Annotated in this window: 18 protein-coding genes; 9 read left to right on the forward strand and 9 right to left on the reverse strand. The window is 64.2% G+C overall.

Translation table 11 applies throughout. The features are described from left to right. The first annotated feature begins 31 nt into the window (after positions 1 to 31). The 3 genes from hpaD to ABIB80_RS13730 are packed head-to-tail and all read left to right on the forward strand — an operon-like array spanning position 32 to position 3542. A complete protein-coding gene (hpaD, locus tag ABIB80_RS13720; protein ID WP_354127663.1) occupies positions 32 to 1015 on the forward strand; it encodes a 3,4-dihydroxyphenylacetate 2,3-dioxygenase in 984 nt (327 codons plus the stop codon). A 3-nt stretch (positions 1016 to 1018) separates the two neighbouring features. Next, entirely contained in the window at positions 1019 to 1888 is an 870-nt protein-coding gene (locus tag ABIB80_RS13725) for a fumarylacetoacetate hydrolase family protein (RefSeq protein ID WP_354127664.1), read from the forward strand. Between the two features lie 25 nt (positions 1889 to 1913). Further along, on the forward strand, positions 1914 to 3542 hold the full coding sequence (locus ABIB80_RS13730; protein ID WP_354127665.1) for a thiamine pyrophosphate-dependent enzyme: 1629 nt from the start codon (positions 1914 to 1916) through the stop codon (positions 3540 to 3542). Here the strand turns inward: ABIB80_RS13730 and ABIB80_RS13735 are convergent. The 5 genes from ABIB80_RS13735 to ABIB80_RS13755 form a co-directional block, all read right to left on the reverse strand. After that, positions 3520 to 4761: an MFS transporter gene (locus ABIB80_RS13735; protein WP_354127666.1), complete on the reverse strand. Its 1242-nt coding sequence runs from the start codon at positions 4759 to 4761 to the stop codon at positions 3520 to 3522. The two genes, ABIB80_RS13730 and ABIB80_RS13735, sit on opposite strands and share 23 nt — an antisense overlap. 54 nt (positions 4762 to 4815) lie before the next feature. Continuing rightward, a complete protein-coding gene (alkB, locus tag ABIB80_RS13740; RefSeq protein WP_354127785.1) occupies positions 4816 to 5469 on the reverse strand; it encodes a DNA oxidative demethylase AlkB in 654 nt (217 codons plus the stop codon). A 9-nt stretch (positions 5470 to 5478) separates the two neighbouring features. Further along, complete coding sequence (locus ABIB80_RS13745; RefSeq protein WP_007593670.1) at positions 5479 to 6225, reverse strand: 2OG-Fe(II) oxygenase; 747 nt, start codon at positions 6223 to 6225, stop codon at positions 5479 to 5481. Between the two features lie 159 nt (positions 6226 to 6384). Next, on the reverse strand, positions 6385 to 7071 hold the full coding sequence (locus ABIB80_RS13750; protein WP_354127667.1) for a DUF2848 domain-containing protein: 687 nt from the start codon (positions 7069 to 7071) through the stop codon (positions 6385 to 6387). Beyond that, on the reverse strand, positions 7064 to 8413 hold the full coding sequence (locus ABIB80_RS13755; RefSeq protein WP_007593673.1) for an amidase: 1350 nt from the start codon (positions 8411 to 8413) through the stop codon (positions 7064 to 7066). The genes ABIB80_RS13750 and ABIB80_RS13755 overlap by 8 nt, the downstream gene beginning before the upstream one ends. 173 nt (positions 8414 to 8586) lie before the next feature. On the opposite strand from ABIB80_RS13755, the gene ABIB80_RS13760 reads away from it, so the two are divergent. The 4 genes from ABIB80_RS13760 to ABIB80_RS13775 all read left to right on the forward strand — a co-directional run bounded on the left by ABIB80_RS13760 (position 8587) and on the right by ABIB80_RS13775 (position 12472). After that, entirely contained in the window at positions 8587 to 9000 is a 414-nt protein-coding gene (locus tag ABIB80_RS13760; protein WP_007593674.1) for a Zn-ribbon domain-containing OB-fold protein, read from the forward strand. A gap of 3 nt (positions 9001 to 9003) precedes the next feature. Continuing rightward, entirely contained in the window at positions 9004 to 10143 is a 1140-nt protein-coding gene (locus ABIB80_RS13765; RefSeq protein WP_354127668.1) for a thiolase C-terminal domain-containing protein, read from the forward strand. A 170-nt stretch (positions 10144 to 10313) separates the two neighbouring features. After that, entirely contained in the window at positions 10314 to 11228 is a 915-nt protein-coding gene (locus tag ABIB80_RS13770; protein WP_007593675.1) for an SDR family oxidoreductase, read from the forward strand. 131 nt (positions 11229 to 11359) lie between these two features. Then, positions 11360 to 12472, forward strand: a complete 1113-nt coding sequence (locus ABIB80_RS13775) for an SMP-30/gluconolactonase/LRE family protein (RefSeq protein WP_354127669.1) — start codon at positions 11360 to 11362, stop codon at positions 12470 to 12472. 99 nt (positions 12473 to 12571) lie between these two features. Here ABIB80_RS13775 and ppc read toward each other — a convergent pair whose 3' ends face one another. The 3 genes from ppc to ABIB80_RS13790 all read right to left on the reverse strand — a co-directional run bounded on the left by ppc (position 12572) and on the right by ABIB80_RS13790 (position 17934). Continuing rightward, the gene (gene ppc / locus ABIB80_RS13780) at positions 12572 to 15361 is read right to left on the reverse strand and encodes a phosphoenolpyruvate carboxylase (RefSeq protein WP_354127670.1); all 2790 of its coding nucleotides are present in this window, start codon (positions 15359 to 15361) and stop codon (positions 12572 to 12574) included. A gap of 1017 nt (positions 15362 to 16378) precedes the next feature. Then, entirely contained in the window at positions 16379 to 16861 is a 483-nt protein-coding gene (locus tag ABIB80_RS13785) for a cupin domain-containing protein (RefSeq protein ID WP_007593682.1), read from the reverse strand. Between the two features lie 194 nt (positions 16862 to 17055). After that, positions 17056 to 17934 (reverse strand): SDR family oxidoreductase, encoded by an 879-nt coding sequence (locus ABIB80_RS13790; protein ID WP_354127786.1) that lies wholly within the window; start codon positions 17932 to 17934, stop codon positions 17056 to 17058. A 124-nt stretch (positions 17935 to 18058) separates the two neighbouring features. Between ABIB80_RS13790 and ABIB80_RS13795 the strand changes: the two genes are divergently transcribed. Beyond that, positions 18059 to 18682, forward strand: a complete 624-nt coding sequence (locus ABIB80_RS13795; RefSeq protein WP_007593689.1) for a TetR/AcrR family transcriptional regulator — start codon at positions 18059 to 18061, stop codon at positions 18680 to 18682. A 345-nt stretch (positions 18683 to 19027) separates the two neighbouring features. Then, positions 19028 to 19945, forward strand: coding sequence for an NADP-dependent oxidoreductase (locus ABIB80_RS13800; RefSeq protein ID WP_007593690.1), 918 nt, complete (start codon positions 19028 to 19030; stop codon positions 19943 to 19945). An 893-nt stretch (positions 19946 to 20838) separates the two neighbouring features. Here the strand turns inward: ABIB80_RS13800 and ABIB80_RS13805 are convergent. Further along, positions 20839 to 21243 (reverse strand): YccF domain-containing protein, encoded by a 405-nt coding sequence (locus ABIB80_RS13805; protein WP_354127671.1) that lies wholly within the window; start codon positions 21241 to 21243, stop codon positions 20839 to 20841. Positions 21244 to 21414: the final 171 nt, after the last annotated feature.

A 21414-nucleotide genomic window follows, 5' to 3' on the forward strand; every position in this document is an offset into this window, starting at 1 on the left:
CGGAATGACAAGGGCCGAGAGGGGAAACGCAATGCCCGTACCGCAACATATCTTCGAGCCGCCGTTCAACATCATCCGCTCCAGCCACGCCGTGCTGGACGTGACCGATCTGAAGCTCAGCCGCGAGTTCTATGAAAGCGTTGTCGGCCTGCATGTCGAGGACGCCGACGACAAGGTCGTCTATTTGCGCGCCGCTGAGGAACATCAGCATCACTCACTGGTGTTGCGCAAGGCGGCGGCGCCTGCCTGCAACCGGCTCGGTTTCAAGGTCGGCAATGACGGGGATCTGGACAAGGCCGCAAAGTTCCTGTCCGAGAACGGCCTGGGCTACGCCTTCGCCGATCAGCCCTTCCAGGGCCGGACGCTGCAGTTCACCGATCCCTTCGGCTTCCAGATCGAGCTGTATGCATCGATGGAGCGGCGGCCGCATCTGCTGCGGCGCTACGACCTCTACAGGGGTTGCCATCCGCAGCGGCTCGACCATTTCAACGTGTTCGCCGCCGAAGTGCAGGACACCGTTGAATTCTATGCCCGGCTCGGCTTTCGCCTCACCGAATACGCCGAGGAGGACGGGCCGAACGGGCGCATCGCCGCTGCCTGGATGCATCGCAAGGGCAATGTCCACGATTTTGCGATTACCAACGGCAGGGGCCCGCGGCTGCACCACTTCGCGTACTGGACGCCGACGGCGATGAACATCATCCATCTCTGCGACGTCATGGCCTCGCAGGGCTTCGTGAAGAACATCGAGCGTGGTCCCGGCCGCCATGGCATCTCGAATGCGTTCTTCCTCTACGTCCGTGATCCCGATGGGCACCGTCTGGAGCTCTACACCAGCGATTACTTCACCGGCGATCACGACCACGAGCCGCTGCGCTGGTCGCTGCGCGATCCGCGCCGCCAGACGTTGTGGGGTGCGCCCGCCCCGCGCTCCTGGTTCGAGCAGGGCTCGCCGTTCTCCGGGCAAGCCGTGCGTGAGCCGAAGTTCGTGGCCGACGTGCTGGTGGCGGATTAAGCAATGACCCTCCCTCACCTCTCCACCTATTCCGTCAAGGGTGCAATCCGCTACGGCGCCGTCGTCGACGGCGGCATCGTCGATCTCTCGGCGCGCCACGGCAAAGACTATCCCACGCTGCGCGAGGTGATCGCCGCAGGAAAGCTCGCGAGCCTCGCCGAGGAGGCCGCCAGCCGCACCCCCGATCACGCGCTCGGTGACATCATCTGGCTGCCGCCGGTGCCCGCGCCGGAAAAGATCATCTGCATCGGCGTCAACTATCCCGATCGCAATGCCGAGTACAAGGACGGCCAGGACGCGCCGAAATATCCGAGCATGTTCATGCGCTCGCCGCGCTCCTTCGTCGGCCATGACACGCCGCTGGTGCGCCCGCGCGCCTCCGCGCAGCTCGACTATGAGGGCGAGATCGTGCTGGTGATCGGCAAGGCCGGTCGGCACATTCCGGAAAATTCTGCGCTCGACTACATCGCCGCGCTGACGCTCTGCAACGAAGGCTCGGTGCGCGACTGGCTGCGCCATGCCAAGTTCAATGTCACGCAGGGCAAGAACTTCGATTCCAGCGGCAGCCTCGGCCCGTGGCTGGTGCCCTACACGCAGGAATCGCAGATCGCCGACATCCGCCTCACCACGCATGTCAACGGCGAGCTGCGGCAGGACGACCGCACCAGCAGGCTGATGTTTCCGTTCCGCTATCTCATCAGCTATATCTCGACCTTCGCAACGCTCGTTCCCGGCGACATCATCGTCACGGGCACGCCGACCGGCGCCGGCGCACGGTTCGATCCGCCGCGTTATCTAAAGCCTGGTGACGTTATCGAAGTCGCGGCCGAGGGCATCGGAACCTTACGCAACGGCGTCGTCGACGAAGCCTGAACATTGATTGAAATGGAATAGTGCCATGACCACCCTCACCGGCGGCGAAGCGATCGTAAGCGGCCTTGTCGCCCACGGCGTCGACACCGTGTTCGGACTGCCCGGCGCGCAGGTCTACGGCCTGTTCGACGCCTTCCACCAGGCGCAGCTCAAGGTGATTGGCGCGCGGCACGAGCAGGCCTGCGGCTACATGGCATTCGGCTATGCACGCTCCAGCGGCAGGCCCGGCGTGTTCAGCGTGGTGCCGGGTCCCGGCGTGCTCAACGCCAGCGCCGCGCTGCTCACCGCCTTCGGCTGCAACGAGCCGGTGCTATGCGTCACCGGCCAGGTGCCGACGCAATTTCTCGGCAAGGGCCGCGGCCATCTGCACGAGATGCCGGACCAGCTCGCGACCTTGCGCACCTATGTGAAATGGGCGGACCGCGTAGAATATCCCGGCAACGCGCCGACCACGGTGGCGCGCGCGTTCCAGGAGATGACGTCCGGACGGCGCGGCCCCGCTTCGGTCGAGATGCCCTGGGACGTCTTCACCCAACGCGCGGATACCGCCGCAGCACAGGTGCTGGAGCCCTTGCCCGCGCCGCAGCCCGACCCTGATATGATCAAGCAGGCGGCCGCGCTGATCAGGAACAGCAAGGCGCCGATGATCTTCGTCGGCAGCGGCGCGATCGAAGCGCGCGAGGAGATTCTCGAACTCGCCGAGATGATCGACGCCCCCGTCGTCGCCTTCCGCAGCGGCCGCGGCATCGTCTCCAATGCGCATGAGCTTGGACTGACGATGGCGGCGGCCTACAAGCTGTGGCCGACGACCGATTTGATGATCGCGATCGGCACGCGCGCCGAGCTGCCGGCGTCGGGCTTCCGCTGGCCGTATCAGCCGAAAGGTCTGAAATCCATCCGTGTCGACATCGATCCGGCCGAGATGCGACGGCTCGCCTCCGATGTCGCTGTCGTCGCCGACGCCAAAGCCGGCACGGCCGATCTGGTCACTGCCGTGAAGAAGGCCGGCTATGCCAGGACCAGCGGCCGGCGGGGAGACATCCGCGAGGCAACGGCGACGGCGCAAGCCGAGATCCAGCGCATCCAGCCGCAGATGGCGTATCTCAACATCCTGCGCGAGGTGTTGCCGGCGAACGCGATCGTGACAGATGAATTGTCCCAGTTCGGTTTCGCCTCCTGGTACGGCTTTCCGATCTATGAGCCGCGCACCTTCATCACGTCAGGCTATCAGGGCACGCTCGGCTCGGGCTTCCCCACCGCGCTCGGGGCCAAGGTCGCCAATCCCGACAAGCCGGTGGTGGCGATCACCGGCGACGGCGGCTTCATGTTCGGCGTGCAGGAGCTCGCCACCGCCGTGCAGTTCAACATCGGCGTGGTGACGCTGGTGTTCAACAACAACGCCTACGGCAATGTTCGCCGCGACCAGCGCGAGCGCTTTGACGGCCGTGTGGTGGCGTCCGATCTGGTCAACCCGGATTTCGTCAAGCTGGCGGAGTCCTTTGGCGTCGCCGCTGCGCGCGTCACCGCGCCGGAACAGTTCAAGGCGGCGATGGAGAAGGCGCTGGCCCATGGCGGACCGTATCTGATCTCGGTGGAAGTGACGCGGGATTCGGAAGTCAGCCCGTGGGCGTTCATTCACCCCCCGAAGCCTTGAGGTGAACGCCGTCCTGTAGCCGCGCTGCCGCGATCACCAGCAAGCCCGCGCCTGCGACTGCCCAGCAGGCGACCGGGGCCCAGTGCAGCAGGGGCGCGTAATCAGGCATTTTCTGCAAGCCGCCGGCGACCGCCGCCATCCGCGCGAAGGTCCCGAGTGCGAGCGCCGAGAAGACGAGACCGGTCACCTTTCCCTCCGCGCCGGTTGAGCCGATGGCCAACGCAGCCGAAATCGCGCTCATCAGCATGCAGCCCCACGCCGCTCCGGCGAGAAACTGCGCGACGATCAGCGTGTTGAGGCTGCCGGCGAATTCGGCCCCAGCGATTGCGACCGCTCCAAGCAGTCCGGCCGCGCCCATCACGATCACGCCGCCACGGTTCTTGACGACGAGGCTTGCCGGAAACATCGCAATGTTGAAACCGATCCAGAACACCGGCATCAGCCATTGCAGCTCATCCGGCTTGGCAAAGCGCAGATAGAACGGCGCGCTGTTCAGAGCGAAATGCAATTGATAGCCGAGCGCGAGCGCCACCATCGCGACGATGAAGGCGATCGGCACGACACCAAGCGGCTTCGCCGCCTCGGCCGGTGTCGGCGGCGCGGTGTCGCGCGCCACCTCGTGCTCGATCCGTGACAGTCCGAGCGCGGTCAACAGCAACACTGCGCTCGATATCACGAAGGGCAGCCGAGCATCGTGCTCGCGAAGCACCACGCCGAGATAGGGCGAGACCGCACCGGCGACGCCATAGCCGAGCATCGCGAGCGCGGCGAGGAACGGCACCTGCGGCCGCGCGCGGTATTTGCCGAGCAGGGTCAGCGGCGGCGCGCGCAGCGCGGACGAGGTGATCGACCAGACCACGATCAGGGCAATGAACCACCCCTGCGCGGCCACGCCGCGTCCTGCGACGAAGGGCAGCGCGACGAACGCGCCGCAGGAGATCGCGGCCACGAGCCCGACGAACAGGCTAAGCCTCCCGAGATGGAGCGCGATCTTGTCGGCGGCAATCCCCATCGCGGTGTCGGCGACGGTGAAGATTGCCTGGTCCAGCATCAGGATGAGGATGACGGCTGATGGCGCGATGCCGACTTCAGCCGCGAGCTTTGGCAGATAGATGACGTAGGTGGTCCAGCCAAGCGCGAACGCCAGTTGCAGCACGGCCAGATACAGGCCGGTGCGGTTGGCAGCGCCAGTGCCGGCCGAGAGCTGTGTGGTCGCCATATCGCCGTCTCCCCCGCCGGAAGCTTAGACGAGCGGGGACTGCGAGGAAACGCGTCAGCGGACCTTTCGGAAGGTCAAATTGATCCGCTTGCGCCCGAGCAGCGCGTGCTCGCCGTCGGCCAGCGGCGCCACGCCGTGATAGGCGAGCCTGCTGGGCCCGCCCCAGACCACGACATCGCCATGGATCAGCCGGAAGCGCCGGGGCTTGTCGCTGCGCGCCATGCCGCCGAACAGGAAGGTCGCAGGCAGCCCGAGCGAGACCGAGACGATCGGCGCCGAATAATCCAGCTCGTCCTTGTCCTGATGCAATGACAGCCGCGTGCCGGGCTCGTAGCGGTTGACGAGGCAGGCATCGGGCGCGAAGTCTTTGAAACTGCCCTGCTCGGCCGCACGGCCGGCGAGATCACGCAGCACGGACGGCATGGCGGGCCATGGCGCACCGGTTTTCGGGTCGATCGGATCATAGCGGTAACCGGTATGATCGGTGATCCAGCCGCGCTCGCCGCAATTGGTCATGGCGACCGACATCAAATGACCGCCGGGCGTGGTCATGCGGCGGAACGGCGACTGCGCCACGATGGCGCGCACGGCTTCGATCAACTCGCTTTCGATCGGCTTGACGAAGCCGCGCAACAGCACGGCGCCGTCGGCGATCTCCTCGCGCGACGGCTGGGCTTCGGCGACGCTATCGAACAAATCCGCCATCAGCGGCAGCGCTTATTTGGCATCGTGAAAGATCACACCCAGCGTGTGGCGCTGGCCAGAGCGAATCCGGCTGACGCCATGGCGGAGATTAACGCGGTAGGTGCCGCGTGTCCCCTGCACCGGACGGTGATGCACAGCGAAGGCGACCGCGTCGCCCTGCGCGAGCGGAACCACCTCGGCACGGGACTGCATGCGCGGGCGCTGCTCGGTCAGCACGAACTCGCCGCCGGCAAAATCGCGGCCGGGCTCGGACAAGAGGATCGCGACCTGCAGCGGGAACACGTGCTCGCCATAGAGATCCTGATGCAGGCAGTTGAAATCGCCGGCTTCATATTGCAGCAGCAGCGGCGTCGGCCGCGCCTGCCCTGCCTGGTGGCAGCGCTTCAGGAACGCTGCGTGTTCGGCGGGGTAGCGGATGTCGATTCCCATCGCCTCGTTCCAGCGATTGGCGACGCCCTGGAGATGCGCGTAGAGCGCCGGGCGCAATTGCGCGATCAGGTCGGGCAGCGGGTAGGAGAAATATTTGTACTCGCCGCGGCCAAAGCCGTGGCGGCCCATGACGATGCGGCTGCGGAAGTTGGCGTCGTCGGGATAGAGCGCGGCGACGGCGCGGCATTGGTCCGGCGTGAGCAGGCCCTTCAGGACAGCGCAGCCGTGCGTGTCGAGTTCGGCGGTGATCTGGGGCCAGTCGAGGGTATCGACATGGGCGGCGGGGTCGGCTGCCGCAGATTGACGCGATTTGCGTGCTGTAGCTGTCATGGCTCTGATCTTCGCAGGACCGCCCCGTCCTCTACCACCCGATTTCCGACTCTCGCCCCCGTCATTGCGAGCGCAGCGAAGCAATCCAGAATCCCTCCGCGGAACCAGTCTGGATTGCTTCGTCGCAAGAGCTCCTCGCAATGACAGTGCGGAGAGACCTTAGCCCCTCACCGGCAGCGTCACCACGTCGTAGCCGTGCTTGATCGTCCGCCTCAGCACGGGATCTTCCAGCTCGAAATCGAAACGGTCGGCGGGGCGGATACCGCCTTTCGCCGCAAACGTACCGCCGAACATGGCGCACCCGTCGGGGAATTTTCCACCCTCGAAACCGCGCGCGATCAGGTCGACGACCGGCAGCATCGCGTCCAGCGTGCCCTCCTGGTAGAGCACGCGCTCGCCCTTGATGGTGGCCCAGGAGCGCAGGATCATCCTGTCCCAATGGCCGATGACGTCCTCGAGCTCCCACAGCGTTGAGGAGATCGGCTTGTCGCACATCTGCTTGGACACCGTGACGTTGTAGGCCTCGACCTTGCGGTCGGTGTGGTCGGAGCCGCAGCCGACGAAAATGCGACCCTGCCAGCCGATCAGCACGAACTCGACCTCGCCGCTGGAATCGCCGCCAGTGCACTCGATGCTGTCTTCCATTGTCAGGCGCCGCGCCGAGGCGCGATAGTAGATCGGCGTCGAGGCTGGCGGGGCGATACCCATCTCCTGCAGCTCGGCAATGTGCTTGTCGCGCGCGACCGGATCGCGGCCGGTCCAGCCGGCGATGACCATCTGGTCGATCGCCAGCGTCAGCGGCGTGGCGGTGTCCTGGGCGTCGACGGTGAAAGTCAGGTCAAACACGAATTACGGCCTCCATGCCGGCAGCAAGCTCGAAGATACGGCGGTCCGATCCGCCCGCGCCCGCCAGCATCAGGCCGACCGGAATCTCGCCCTCGCGATGCGCAGGCAGCGAGATGGCGCAGCCGTCGATCATGTTGATCAGGGTGCAATTGCGGAGCGCCCGCAGGTTTTCCCTGGTGAACGCCTTGTCGTCGGCAAGATCCGCAATTTTCGGCGGCGTGTTGGCGGTGGTCGGCAGCACCAGCGCGTCATAGGGAGCGATGCGCGCATTGACGCGGGCGATCAGCGAGCGGCGCTCGTTGAGAAGATCGATGTAGTCCGCCGCGCTCTGCGCCTCGCCGCGCATGATGCGCACGGAGACTCTGGGATCGTAGACGTCGCCCTTGGACGTGAGGAGGTAGCGATGCCAGGCATAGCTTTCGGAAGCCGCAAAGCCGCCCTTGGCGTTCATCGGTCCGATGTCGTGGAATTCGGCCATCTCGATGCGCTCGATGATCGCACCGTGATCGGCAAGGGTCTTGAGCGCCCGCTCAAATGTCCCGGCCACTGCCGCATCGAGGTCGTCGAGCGCGATCGTGGTCGGCACCGCCAGCCGCATGCCCTTGACCGGGCGAGGCTTCAGCGGGGCGATCGGCTCGTTGGCGAGCACGGCGTCGAGAATGGCACAGCAACTGACCGATCGTGCCAGCGGCCCGATGCTATCGAGCGAGAACGACAGCGGCACAGCCCCGTCGAGCGGCACGCGCCGCTGCGTCGGCTTGTAGCCGACGATGCCGTTATAGGCTGCCGGAATCCGGCAGGAGCCGCCGGTGTCGGTGCCGAGCGCGCCATGCGCCATGCCGTCGAGCACGGAGACCGCGGCACCCGAAGACGAACCGCCGGGCACGTGGCCCTCGGCCCGGTTCCAGGCGCCCTTCGGCGTGCCGTAATGCGGATTGATGCCGATGCCGGAATAGGCGAACTCGGTCATGTTGGTGCGCCCGATCACGACGAAGCCGGCCTTGCGCAGCCGCGCCACCGTGGGGGCATCCTGTTCGGCCGGCGAGGAATCGTCCAGAGCGCGGGAGCCGGCGCGCGTCACCTGGCCCTTGATGTCGAAGAGATCCTTGATCGAGACCGGGATACCGGCGTAGCGCGACGGCGCCGCCTTCACCTTGCGCAAACCGTCCATCGCATCCGCCGCCACAAGCGCGGCGTCCTTGTCGACATGGATGAAGGCACGCTGCCCCTCGCCGGCCGGATCGGCGATTTTGGCGATGCAAGCCTCGACCAGCTTGCGGGAGGTGGTGCGGCCGCTTTCGAGGTCTTCGGCGAGCTTCTTCAGTGTCGAAAAATCGGGCATGTCTGTCTCACGGAATATTTGCGCGCAATGTATAGCGCTGCCTCACTTCGACACAAGCATTGTGCGCATGATGGCATGCACGCGCATTGCTGGACCGTTGACGCGCCATGGTCGATTGTCGCATCAAGATCGCAACAGCCGGGCGTCGCTTGGCCTTGGGAGGACCTGCCGAGATGGCCGAACCGCAGCGCGCGCGACCGAAACCGACGCCGGAGACCCAGCATTTCTGGGACGGCACCAAGGCGGGCGAGTTGCGCCTGCAGCGCTGCGACGCCTGCGCGCATGTCTATTTCCCGCCTCGCCCGTTCTGCCCGTCCTGCGCCTCGCGCAAGGTCAGCATCTTCAAGGCGAGCGGCAAGGGCTTTCTCTACAGCTACGTGATCAATCACCGTCCCGCCGCGCCTGGCTTCACGCCGCCTTACGCGATCGCGGTAGTCGAGCTCGACGAGGGTCCGCGGATGATGAGCAACATCATCGACTGCCCGCAGACACCGGAGGCGCTCGAGCTCGACATGAAACTCGAGGTCGCCTTCGAGGCGCTCGACGATAAGGTCACCCTCCCCGTATTCCGTCCGGCGAAGGGATAGACCATGCGCAGCAACCAGGTTGCCGTCGTCGGCGCGGCCGAGACCACCGAGCTCGGTGTCATCCCCAACGCCTCGCAGCTCCAGCTTCACGCGGATGCGGCGCTCAATGCTATCGCCGATGCCGGCCTGAAGCTGTCGGACATCGACGGTTTCGCCACCGCGGTCGAAACGCCGCAGCAGGTCTGTCACTATCTCGGCATCAAGCCGACTTGGGTGGACGGCACCTCGGTCGGCGGCTGCTCGTTCATGCTGCATGTCCGCCATGCCGCCGCGGCAATCGAGGCCGGCCTGTGCAAGACCGTGCTGATCACCCATGCAGAGAGCGGCAAGTCGATGATCGGCAAGGCGCCGCGCTCGATTCCCCCCGACAGCCTGCAAGGGCAGTTCGAGGCGCCGTTCGGCGTCTATGGCCCGCCCAGCATGTTCCCGATTCCCGTGCTGCGCTTCATGAAGACCTATGGCATCACGCACGAGCAACTCGCCTCGGTCGCGGTGGTGCAGCGGGAATGGGCGGCCAAGAATCCGCGCGCGATGATGAAGGATCCGATCACGGTCGCCGACGTCCTCAACTCGCGCATGATCGCCTATCCGTTCCGCCTGCTGCAATGCTGCCTCGTCACCGACGGCGGCGGCGCGCTGATCCTGACCTCGGCGGACCGTGCCAGGGATTTTCCGCGCAAGCCCGTCTACATCATGGGCACCGGCGAGAGCGTGGAGACGCCGATGGTCAGCCAGATGGAGACGTTCAACTCCTCGCGCGCGTTCAAGACCGCCGGTCCCCTCGCCTTCAAGGAGGCTGGTATCGCGCACAAGGACGTCGACCATCTCATGATCTACGACGCGTTTGCGCATCTACCGCTGTTCGGCCTCGGCGATCTCGGCTTCATGCCGCACGAGGAGACCGGCAAGTTCATCGCCGACGGCAACACGCGGCCAGGCGGCAAGCTGCCGCTCAACACCAATGGCGGCGGCTTGAGCTACATGCATTCGGGCATGTACGGCATGTATGCGCTTCAGGAGAGCGTGCGGCAGATGCGCGGTATTGCGCCAGCGCAGGTCGCGAATGCGAAGATTTCGGTGTGCCACGGCGTCGGCGGCATGTTCGCCGCGTCGGGCACGATCGTGTTTACGAACGAGAGGTAATGAGCTGCTCGCCTCTCCCTCTCCCCGTTCTTACGGGGAGAGGGTTGGGGTGAGGGGCTGCTTCCACACACTCGGACTCGTGGAGAGTCCCCCCTCACCCGGATCGCATCGTCGATGCGATCCGACCTCTCCCCGCAAGCGGGGCGAGGTAAGACAACAGGAGAACCCACATGACGAAATCACTGCAAGACAAGGTCATCATCGTCACCGGCGCAGGCCGCGGCATCGGGCGGGAGATCGCGCTACTCTGCGCTGGCGAGGGTGCCAAGGTCGTCGTCAACGATCCCGGCGTCGCCGCTGACGGCGCCGGCACCAGCGCCGCGCCCGCCGAGGAAGTGGTCGAGGAGATCAAGAAGCGCGGCGGCACCGCGGTTGCCAATTTCGAGTCGGTGGCCGAAGCCATCCCCGCGAGCAAGATCGTGAAGACCGCGACCGATCATTTCGGCCGGCTCGACGGCGTGGTCAACAATGCCGGCATCCTTCGCGACATGATCTTCCACAAGATGAGCGTGGAAGCGTTCGAGGCCGTCATCAAGGTGCATTTGATGGGCTCGTTCTACGTCAGCCACGCGGCGGCGCGGATCTTCCGCGAGCAGGAGTCCGGATCGTTCGTGCACTTCACCTCGACCTCCGGCCTGATCGGCAACTTTGGACAAGCCAATTACGCCGCCGCCAAGCTCGGCATCGTCGGCCTGTCGAAGTCGATCGCGCTCGACATGGGCCGCTTCAACGTCCGTTCCAACTGCGTCTCGCCGTTCGCCTGGACCCGCATGATCGGCACCATCCCGACCGAGACCGAAGCCGAGAAGGCGCGCGTCGAGAAGATCAAGCAGATGGGCCCGGAGAAGATCGCGCCGGTCTGCGCCTATCTGCTCTCCGATGCCGCCAAGGACGTCTCCGGGCAGATCTTTGGGGCACGCATGAACGAGCTGTTCCTGTTCAGCCAGAACCGTCCGCTGCGCTCGGTGCACCGGAGCGAAGGCTGGACGCCGCAGTCGATCGCGGAACATGGCATGCCGGCGCTGAAGGGATCGTTCTACAAGCTCGACCGCTCCGCCGACATCTTCCCTTGGGATCCCGTGTAAGGAATCCCGTCGGACCGCATTTGCGGCATCTCTGCCCTGCGATCTCCGGTTATCTTACTCCGGAGATCGCTCCGCTTTACGCCCGATTGCTGGCGGATCATTTCCTCCCAACACAATTTTGGGAGGAAACCATGACAAGAATACTGACCAACTCCGGCGACACGACTGCAAGCAGCGGCCTCGGCCGTCGCACGCTGCTCAAGGGCGCCGCGACTGTCGCCGCGTCTGCCCTGCTCGCCTCGAACGCGGACGCCCGCGACTTCGGCGCCAATGCCGAGCCGCAGCGCTATCCCGATCCTGACATCATTGCCATCGATCCCAAGCGCTTCAAGGCCAAGGTCGGCAACACCGCGATCAAGCGGCTCTATACCGGCTGCCTGTGGGCGGAAGGGCCAGCGTGGAATGCGCAGGGGCAATATCTCGTCTGGAGCGACATCCCCGCCAACCGGCAGCTGCGCTACCTCGACGACGACGGCCATATCTCCGAGCAATTCCACAAGCCGTCGAACGAGGCCAACGGCAACTCGTTCGACACCGAGGGCCGCCAGATCAGCGCCGAGCGCACCCGCCTCGTCCGCTACGAGCATGATGGTTCGGTGACGTCGCTGGCCGAACAGGCCAACGGCAAGCCGCTCAACGGCCCGAACGACATGGTGGTGCATCCCAACGACAAGGCGATCTGGTTCACCGATCCCGGCTACGGCGCGATCAGCATCTATGAGGGCAAGCTTGCCAATACCGGCTCGCTGCAGCCGTATCAGAAGGAAGCGGTTTATCGCATTGATCCGCAGAGCGGCCAGGTCGCGAAGGTGGCCGACGAGCCGTTCAAGCCGAACGGCATCGCTTTCAGTCACGACTACAAGAAGCTCTATGTCTGCGACACCGGCATCACGCATTATCCGCAAGCCGAGAACGTGGTGTGGTCCTACGACATCGACGGGGCGAAGCTGTCGAACCCGAAGAAGCTGATCGACATGAAGCTCGACGGCAAATCAGGCTTTCCCGATGGGTTGCGGGTCGACACTGAGGGCAATATCTGGGTCGGCGCGGGCTGGGTTGGCCCCGGCTACGACGGCGTGCAGGTGTTCGCGCCGAACGACGGCGCGCGCATCGGGCAGATCCTGTTGCCCGAGACCTGCGCCAACGTTTGCTTCGGCGGCAAGAAGCGCAACCGCCTGTTCATGACCGCGAGCCAGTCGCTCTATGCGGTGTACGTGGAGACGCAGGGCGCGCATTTCTGTTGAACGACCCGCCGTCATTCCGGGGCGGCTCGCAGAGCCGAACCCGGAATCTCGAGGTTCCGGGTTCGATGCTTCGCATCGCCCCGGAACGACGGGCCTGAATTACCCCGTATTCCGTAACCCCGCCGAGATCCCGTTGATCGTCAGCTGAATCCCGCGCAGCACCTGCTCGTCCGGATTCTGCGCGCGGTGCTCTTTCAGCAGCTCGACCTGCACATGGTTGAGCGGGTCGAGATAGGGGAAGCGGTGGCGCACCGAGCGCTCCAGCAGTGGATTGCCTTGCAGCAGACGGTCCTGGCCCATGATGTCCAGCAACGTCTCGATGCAGGAATGCCATTCGCGGCGGATGCGGCCGAAGATTTTTTCGCGGAGCGCCTCGTCGGGCACGAGCTCGGCATAGCGCGACGCGATGGCGATCGAGCTTTTCGCCAGCACCATGTCCATGTTCGACAGCAGCATGCGGAAGAACGGCCATTCCTTGTAGAGCTCTTTGAGGAACGGCATGCCCTTGTCGGGATGCTCCGCGATCCATTGCTCGACGGCACTGCCGAAGCCGTACCAACCGGGCAGCATCAGGCGGCATTGCGCCCAGGAGAACACCCAGGGGATGGCGCGAAGGTCCTCGATCGCCCGGGTCTTCTTGCGCGAGGCCGGGCGGCTGCCGATATTCAGCGTCGCGATCTCGTTGATGACGGTGGACGCCCAGAAATAATCGACGAAGCCGTCGGTCTCGTAGACGAGGCCGCGATAGGCCTTGAAGGCGAGACTTGAAAGCTCGTCCATCGCGGTCAGATATTCGCGCCGCGGCGCGCTCTGGCGCGGATGCAGCAGGCTCGCCTCCAGCGTCGCGGCGGCAAGGATCTCCAGATTGTTGCGGCCAACTTCGGCGTTGGAGTATTTCGACGAGATGATCTCGCCCTGCTCGGTGATGCGGATCTGGCCGTTCACCGCACCGCCGGGCTGGGCGATGATGGCATCGTAGCTCGGGCCGCCGCCGCGGCCGACCGAACCGCCGCGGCCATGGAACAGACGCAGGCGCACGCCGTGGCGCTCGAACACATCGACGAGGCCGATCTCGGCCTTGTAGAGCTCCCAGCCCGAGGTGACGAAGCCGCCGTCCTTGTTCGAGTCGGAATAGCCCAGCATGACCTCCTGCACGCTGCCGCGGCTGTCGACCAGCCGGCGGTAATCATGCAGCGAGAGCATGCGGTCCATGATGGTGGAAGACGCCTGCAAATCCTCGATGGTCTCGAACAGCGGCACGATGTTGATGGCGCTGCGCCCGGAGGGATGAACGAGGCCGACCTCCTTCAGGAGCACCGCGACCTCGAGCATGTCGGACATGCTCTTGCACATCGAGATAATGCATTGGGGGATGGCATCCGAGCCGAACTTCGCATGCGCTTCTGCTGCGGCATGGAAGACGTTGAGCTCGCCCATCGTCTCGTCGCTGTACTTGACGAATGGCGACACCAGCGAGCGCGTCGAGCGCAGCTCGTTGGTGAGCAGGGAGATACGCGCGTCCTCGCCGAGCGCGAGATACGACATGCCGGGGTTGGCGGCGTCCATCAGCTCGGCGATGGTGCGCTCGTGCACCGCCGAGTTCTGGCGGATGTCGAGCCGGGCCAGATGGAATCCAAAGCAGTCCACCGCACGCCGCAGCAGCCGCAGCCGGCCGCGGGCGATGACGCCGGCGTTGTTGGAGATCAGCGAGCGGTGCAGCACGTCGAGATCGGCCTTGAACTCCCCGACGCTGTCATAGGGAGCGCCCTTGCCGACCGGCCGCCGCGTGATCTCGACCTGAAGCATTTCAGCCGTGGCGGTCAGGCGCGCATAGATGCCGGAGACCGCGAGGCGATAGGGCTCGCCGCTCCGGTGCGGCGAGGTATCGGGCGAGCGCTCCGCCAGCGTGCGCAACTCCTCGGACACGTCGGCGAGATGCGCCGCGATCGACAGCTCGGAGCCGAGCACGTGCAGCTCATTGAGATAGAACTGCATCACCCGGCTCGACTGCAGCCGCAGCGTGCCGCGCATCACGTCGGCGGTGACGAAGGGATTGCCGTCGCGGTCGCCGCCGATCCAGCTGCCCATGCGCAGGAACGAGGCGAGCTCGCCTGCCGCCTGCTCGCCGCCCTCCTCCAGCCGGTCCTCCAGCGTGTTGACCAGCCGCGGCACCTCGCGGAGAAACGTGTAATCGTAGAACGACAGGCCGTTGGCGACCTCGTCGAGCACGGTGAGCTTGGTCCGGCGCAGCAGATTGGTCTGCCACAGCGTCAATACTTCGCGGCGGAGCTGCTCGTCGCTTGCGGCGGCCTCGTCGGCCGTCAGCGCGACGCGCTCGCGACGATCGAGCAGGGCTGCGACCTCCATCTCGCGGTCCATGGTGCTCTTGCGGCGGACCTCGGTCGGATGCGCGGTCAGCACTGGGCTGACCAGCGCGCTCTTGAAGAAGTTGCGCAGAGCATCGGCACCGATGCCCGCAGCCCTGGCATGGGCGAGGGTCTCGGCCAGCACGCCGGAGCCGCCGCCCTTGTTGGCGCGCATCTGGCGAATGTTGTTCTGGTCTTCGGCGATGTTGGCGAGGTGGGAAAAATAGCTGAAGGCGCGGACGATCCGCACCGTCTCCGAGGTCGACATGCTGTCGAGGATCTGCTCGAGCTCGCGACGGGCGAGCCGGTCCTCATCGCGGTGGAATCGGATCGAGGTCTGGCGGATGCGCTCGACCAGATCGAACAATTCGGCGCCCTCCTGGTCGCGCACGGTGTCGCCGAGGATGCGCCCGAGCAGGCGGATGTCGTCCCGCATCCGCGCGTCCGCCTCCAGCGCCTGGACATCCTCGGGACGGTTGGGGCGCTGATCGGCGGTGTCGGATGATATGGTCTGGAGGGACATGGCTCGCTCCCCTTGTAGAGCTCCCTATGGCTCCCGGCCCGATCGAGTGTGCGATATTCTTCTGCCGCAGTGCAAGGTGAACTTGGTGGCGGCGCACACCATCGGTGCCATTCGTGTCCCGGGCACGAGAGATTTGCCTGCAACTCGTCACTGCACACGTCCGCGGTCTCGCGGCGCGGGCGCCCGAGTTTTGCTGTCCGTTTCGCCCTCGTCGCAAAGAAAGGGCGCAGGGAAGGCCGGCGCCAGCTGGCACCCAGGGTCCGCACGCGAAAAACGCACGCGGGGTGACCACAGGTGATGCCGGAACATCCGGCCTTCCCTGCGCGATGGTTTTACGGCTTATGGCGCGCTCTCCCCGGGGAGCGATGCACTTTTGCCCCCGTCGCCTTGCGGATGATCGATGCGCGCACCCGGTCGGGCCGCACATCACCGCAAGCCTTGACGCACAGACCCCGGGCGTCAGGACCACACGCTTTTGCCGTCCGCGGACGTCCCTCCCCGGACATCCGGAAGCTTGCGCGTGCTCGCCACCGAAGCCGAAAAGAACCGATGTGACAGCGCCGGGTCGTTCGCGCAGATCGCGATGGCTCACAGGCATAGCCCGCCCTGCCACCTCGTCACGCGCCGGCGCTGCCGCGTCCATCGCATCCCGGCTCACGTATCGTGACGATCGCGAAACGCCCTTTTTAGCGGGCCGGGATGGCTGCGGTTTACCCGAAGAGAAGAATTCGGTCAATCAGAATATTCGACGGCCCGGTGCTTGACCTGCACGTGGCGTGTTTTGCTTGTCGGGCAACGCGAGGAATGGTGTGCTCGGCGTCGACTGAGCGCCCCACCCACTGCCACGAGCGGACATGGCTATGGTGTGAGAGAGCCATCCGCTCTGCCTTGGGCCGCGTAGGATGGGTAGAGCGCTTGCGAAACCCATCATGCCTCGTCTGCGGCGGAGGGATTGATGGGTTTCGCTGCGCTCTACCCATCCTACGAGTGCTGAAGCGCTCGGCAGGTCGACCAACGTTATTTTTGCTTTCGAGGATCATCCTCGGCGTTCAAATAGTCGATGCCTGTCGGTCCAATCCCGGTAATCTCGAAGATCACCTCTTCGTCCCTGGTTTCCGCAAACTGCCACACCTTTGGCGGCACGTGCGAAAACGTACCGGGGGGAAAGCTCAGGAGCTTCGATGCATCGACCTTGTCGCCCAGCGCAGAATAGTACGTCCCCGAAATGATGACGCGAACGCGTTCATCGGGGTGAGAGTGCACAGGCATTTTGGAATTCGCCGGTACTTTGAGTCGAACGGTATAGAGGCCCGGCTTGCCCGGATTGCCGTGTAGCACCGCCGATTGCGTCCCCTTAGGCATCGAAAGCAGCGGGCTCCACTTCAGTTCGGTCGCCGTCACGCGCTTGTATTCAAGTGAATTATCTTCCGCGAGGGCCGCACAAAATCCACTCGTCGCAAGGACGGCCAACAAACCGATCCCAAACTTGAGAAAGGACATCTCGGGCTCCGTTGAAAATATCCGGCGCCGCTACTCTACTCCAAGTGGTCTTTCTCTGCCATGGGTCGTCAGCACGCGTAGGATGGGTTTGGCGCTCGCAAAACCAATCATGCTTCGTCATCGGCGGACGGTGATGGGTTTCGCTCACGCTCTATCCTTCCTACGAGCTGTACAGTGTGCTTATCGCCTTCGCGTCAAATCATACTCGCCATGCCGAGCGCGCGAAGAAGGTCGTTCTGAATCGGGGCGACGGCCTCGTTCAGACGCTGGACACCGAGATCCATGCCTTCGGGCATCACGACCGTCCGCAGAGGCCGCCGTTCCGTGGCCTCGACCAGCTGCGCGATCGCATTCGCGACGAGCTGGGGCTGCGGCGGATTCTGCGGGTCGTTTCCATCGTTGGAGTGCTGCTTGATCTGACCCGGGATCGCCGCAACACCGCCATAGGTTTTCAGCACGTCTTGGTCGGAGGGTTCAGGGCTGGATGGAAGAAGGTTGCTCGGGAACGGGCCTGGCTCGACGATGACCGAATCCACACCGAAGCTCGAAAGCTCGTAGCGGTAGGCTTCCGCGAGGGCTTCGAGCGCGAACTTGCTGGCGGAATAGACACCGAAGAACGGGAAGACCACCCGCCCCATGAGCGACGTGACATGGACGAGGACGCCGCTGCCGGCAGCCCGCATGTGCGGCAGAACGGCACGATCGGTACGAACGGCGCCGAAGAAGTTCACGGCGAACTGCGATTCGATATCCTTGACCGTATAGGCTTCCGTGACGCCGACGGGCATCATTCCCGCGTTGTTGACCAGGGCATCGACCCGGCCGTGCTGCCGGACGACTTCCGCGATCGCGGCGTTGACGGATTGTTCGTCGGCGACGTCCATCTCGAGGACCTGGAGCGCACGCCCTTCAGCCTTTGCCGCTTCGACAAGCTCGTCGCGAACACGGCCATTTCTTCCTGCGACATCGCGCATGGCAGCAACCACCGTGTGACCCCGCTTTGCGAGCTCCAAGGCGGTGAGTTTCCCAAAACCACTGCTCGCACCCGTCACAACCACAACTTTTCCGCTCATCTCACGATCTTTCTCTGAAATCCAAGGAATAATGAATCTATAGACAGACCTGTATGTCTTTGCAATCCCTAGATTGACAGAATAGTCTGTCCAGCGACGCATACGGCTCGGTTAAGGACGATCGATGAGCACGCTGCTTGATTTCGTGGACGTGGATATTCAACCGCTCGATGCGCTCGCCCCGCGCGAGCGCATTTTGAAGACGGCGTCAGACCTGTTTTACCGGTTCAGCATCAACTCCGTCGGAATCGACCGGATCATCGCCGAAAGCGGCGTGGCCAAGATGACGTTCTACAAGCACTTTCCCTCGAAGGCCGACCTCATCGCCACTTATCTGCGCTACAAGAGCGCCGTCTGGTTTCAGATGCTTTCGACCTCCACCGAGCGAGCCGGTCTCACGCCAGTGGAGCGCGTTCTCGCTGTTTTCGACGCACTCGAACAACCGCTCCTTGCGCCTTCGTTCCGCGGCTGTCCGTTCGCCAAAGGAATGGCCGAATTCGGCCCGGAGGCAAACTCCCCGGGCGTAGAGGCGACCATCGCAGCGTATTTTACAAAGTTGCACGACTTCGTTGCGTCACTCGTTGAGCCCTTGTCATTGAGCAAACCCGAAAGGGCCGTGATCCAGATCCTGTCGCTGTTCGAAGGCTCGCTCGTGATCGCACAGTCAACGCGTGATCCCGCCATCGTCGAGGCTAACCGCGAGGCAGCCAGAGTGTTGTTGGAACAAGGGATCGCATCGTCGTCTTAATCTGGAGCCCTTGCGAAACTCTTCCTGGTTCGTCACCGGCGGACGGATCGATGGGTGCCGCTGGCGCTCTCCTCATCCTACGAGCGCAATCTGAGCGCCGCCTGAATGCGCTTGGTACAGCCAGAATTTGCAATCTTGGTACTGGTTTCATGACCAGGCGCGACGCATCTAGCTGCTAGTACCGCGACCGAAGCGAACCCGATCGGCAGTCTCAGTACGAGCTGGTCAATCCGGACAGCGCAGATCGCGGACACTTCCACACTGCCCGGCAGTTTGTAGATAGCCGTTGTGCTTACGCTGCCTGCAACAGTTGCACCAACAGACAATGACCGAGGAGATAATCCTATGAAGGCGATCGTTGTGAGGGAACGGGCCGCGGGAACGGCCGGGATGAAGCTGGTGGAGCGGCCCGAACCGCAGGCATCGATAAACGATGTCGTTGTTCGGGTTCATGCGTCGGGATTTGTTCCGACCGAGCTGACATGGCCCTCGACCTGGACCGATCGCCTCGAGCGTGACCGAACACCGTCGATCCCTGGGCACGAGTTGGCTGGAGTGGTCACCGCTCTCGGATATGGCACTACGGGGTTGTCGGTAGGACAGCGGGTGTTTGGCCTCGCGGACTGGTATCGCGACGGCACGCTCGCCGAGTATGTGGCGATCGAGGCACGCAATCTCGCGCCGCTCCCGGGCGACGTCGACTTCACGGTGGGCGCAAGCCTGCCGATCTCGGGCCTGACGGCATGGCAAGGGCTGTTCCAGCACGGCCGCTTTCAGGCGGGGCAAAGCGTCCTCGCACACGGCGCGGCCGGTGCAGTCGGGTCGATGGTGACGCAACTCGCACGAGAGGCCGGCGCCCACGTCATCGGCACCGGACGCGCCGCCGACCGTCAGACGGTGCTCGACTTCGGCGCGAAGGAGTTCGTCGACCTCGACAACGATGCCCTGGAAGACATCGGCAAAGTCGACTTGGTGTTCGATGTCATCGGCGGTGACATCCAGAAGCGGTCCGCAGCATTGATTCGAGCCGGAGGAACACTGGTCACCATCGTCGGGCCCGCAGAGGCGCGACCCTCCGACGGCCTGGCGGTCGACTTTGTCGTCGAGGCCGATCGTGCCCAACTGAGTGAGATCGTCCAGCGGGTGCGGGACGGACGATTGCGGACAAACATCGGCAACGTCTCGATCTTCGACGATGCCGTCGCCGCCTTAAACCCGACCAGGCGACGCAAGGGGAATACGATCATTCGCGTTCGTCCCTGAGGGCGCATGCGCATTGATGCACGCAGCGTGCAGGATGGGCCGAGCGCTTGCGAAACCCATCATGCTTCGTCATCGGCGGACGGTTTGATGGGTTTCGCTCACGCTCTACCGATCCTACGAGCTTGGTTGGTCCTCAAGCTCCCGGATGTGCTTCGCGGTCCGTATTAACGTCGGTACCAACTCCGATCTCGGGACAATCGTGACGCTCACCAGTGGTGATGGTGCCGCCAGCCATAATGATGACCTCGGCCTCTGCCCCAACCGTAATGATGACCACGGCCGCCGTGATGACCCCAGCCGTGGCCACCGCCGTGTCCGTGGCCGCCCTTGACCTCGATAGTGGCAGTCTGTGACGCGCCCAGTGCGTCCGGCTTGGCAGCGGGCATCGCCGAAGCAGAAGGTGAGGGTATTAAAGCAACGCCCCCCGCCACAAAGCCGATCAAACAAAGCCACTTCATGCAATCGCCTCCCGATAAGAATGAGCCAAGGGCCAGCCCACGCGGCACATTGCGGCCGCGTTCGCTCCCGATCTTCAACAATGAAGCCGGGAAAAAGTTGCAATGAATCTGACGCATTGCCGAGGGGCAGGATACCTACGCCCGGTCGAAAGCAGTCGTGGTCCACTTCGAATCAGCGCGTAGGATGGGTTGAGCCCTTGCGAAACCCATCATGCTTCATCATCGGCGGACGGATTGATGGGTTTCGCTGGCGCTCTACCCGTCTTACGAGCTGAGCAAGCGCCTCGTCCTTCGAGACGACCGCTTCGCGGTCTCCTCAGGATGAGGCTGAGTTGCGTCGGGATTCGTTGCAGCCACGTGTTCCGCCCTCATCCTGAGGGCCCGCCAACGGCAGGCGTCTCGAAGGATGTGCCGCGGGGACGCTTACGAGTTCCCCTAAGCCGGCACGATCACCTTGCCGACCGGCCAGAGCGCGATGCCCGCGAGCTTGAGGTGGGCCCAGGCGAAGGGAATGCCGATGATGGTGATCGCGAGGGCCAGGGCGGTGAGGAGATGGCCGAGCGCCAGCCACCAGCCAGCCAGCACGAACCAGATGATGTTGCCGATCACCCCGAGCGGGCCGGTGCCGACATCCTCGACACCGGTGACCTCATAGCGGCTGACCGCCCGCGAGCCGAACGGCATCAGCGTGTAGACCGCGATGTTGAACGCTGCCCGCGCCCACGGGAGGCCAATGATGGTGATCGCCATGATGACCGCGGCGATCAGCCAGCCGAGCGCCATCCAGGCGCCGCCGATGAGGATCCAGAGCAGGTTGAGCAGGATGGAAACGGGAGCCATGGGATGATCCGCGAGACGGTGATCCCGTGAGTATAGCACGATGAGCGAGGTTGCGGTCGACGAAGCCGCTCACGAATTCACGGGCGTGTGTAGCCCGGATGAGCGAAGCGACATCCGGGGCTTATTATCCCGGGTATCGCTTCGCTCACCCGGGCTACGCACTACGCACCG

Source organism: Bradyrhizobium sp. i1.15.2, assembly GCF_040548425.1.
In the GTDB taxonomy this organism is placed as follows: Bacteria; Pseudomonadota; Alphaproteobacteria; order Rhizobiales; family Xanthobacteraceae; genus Bradyrhizobium; species Bradyrhizobium canariense.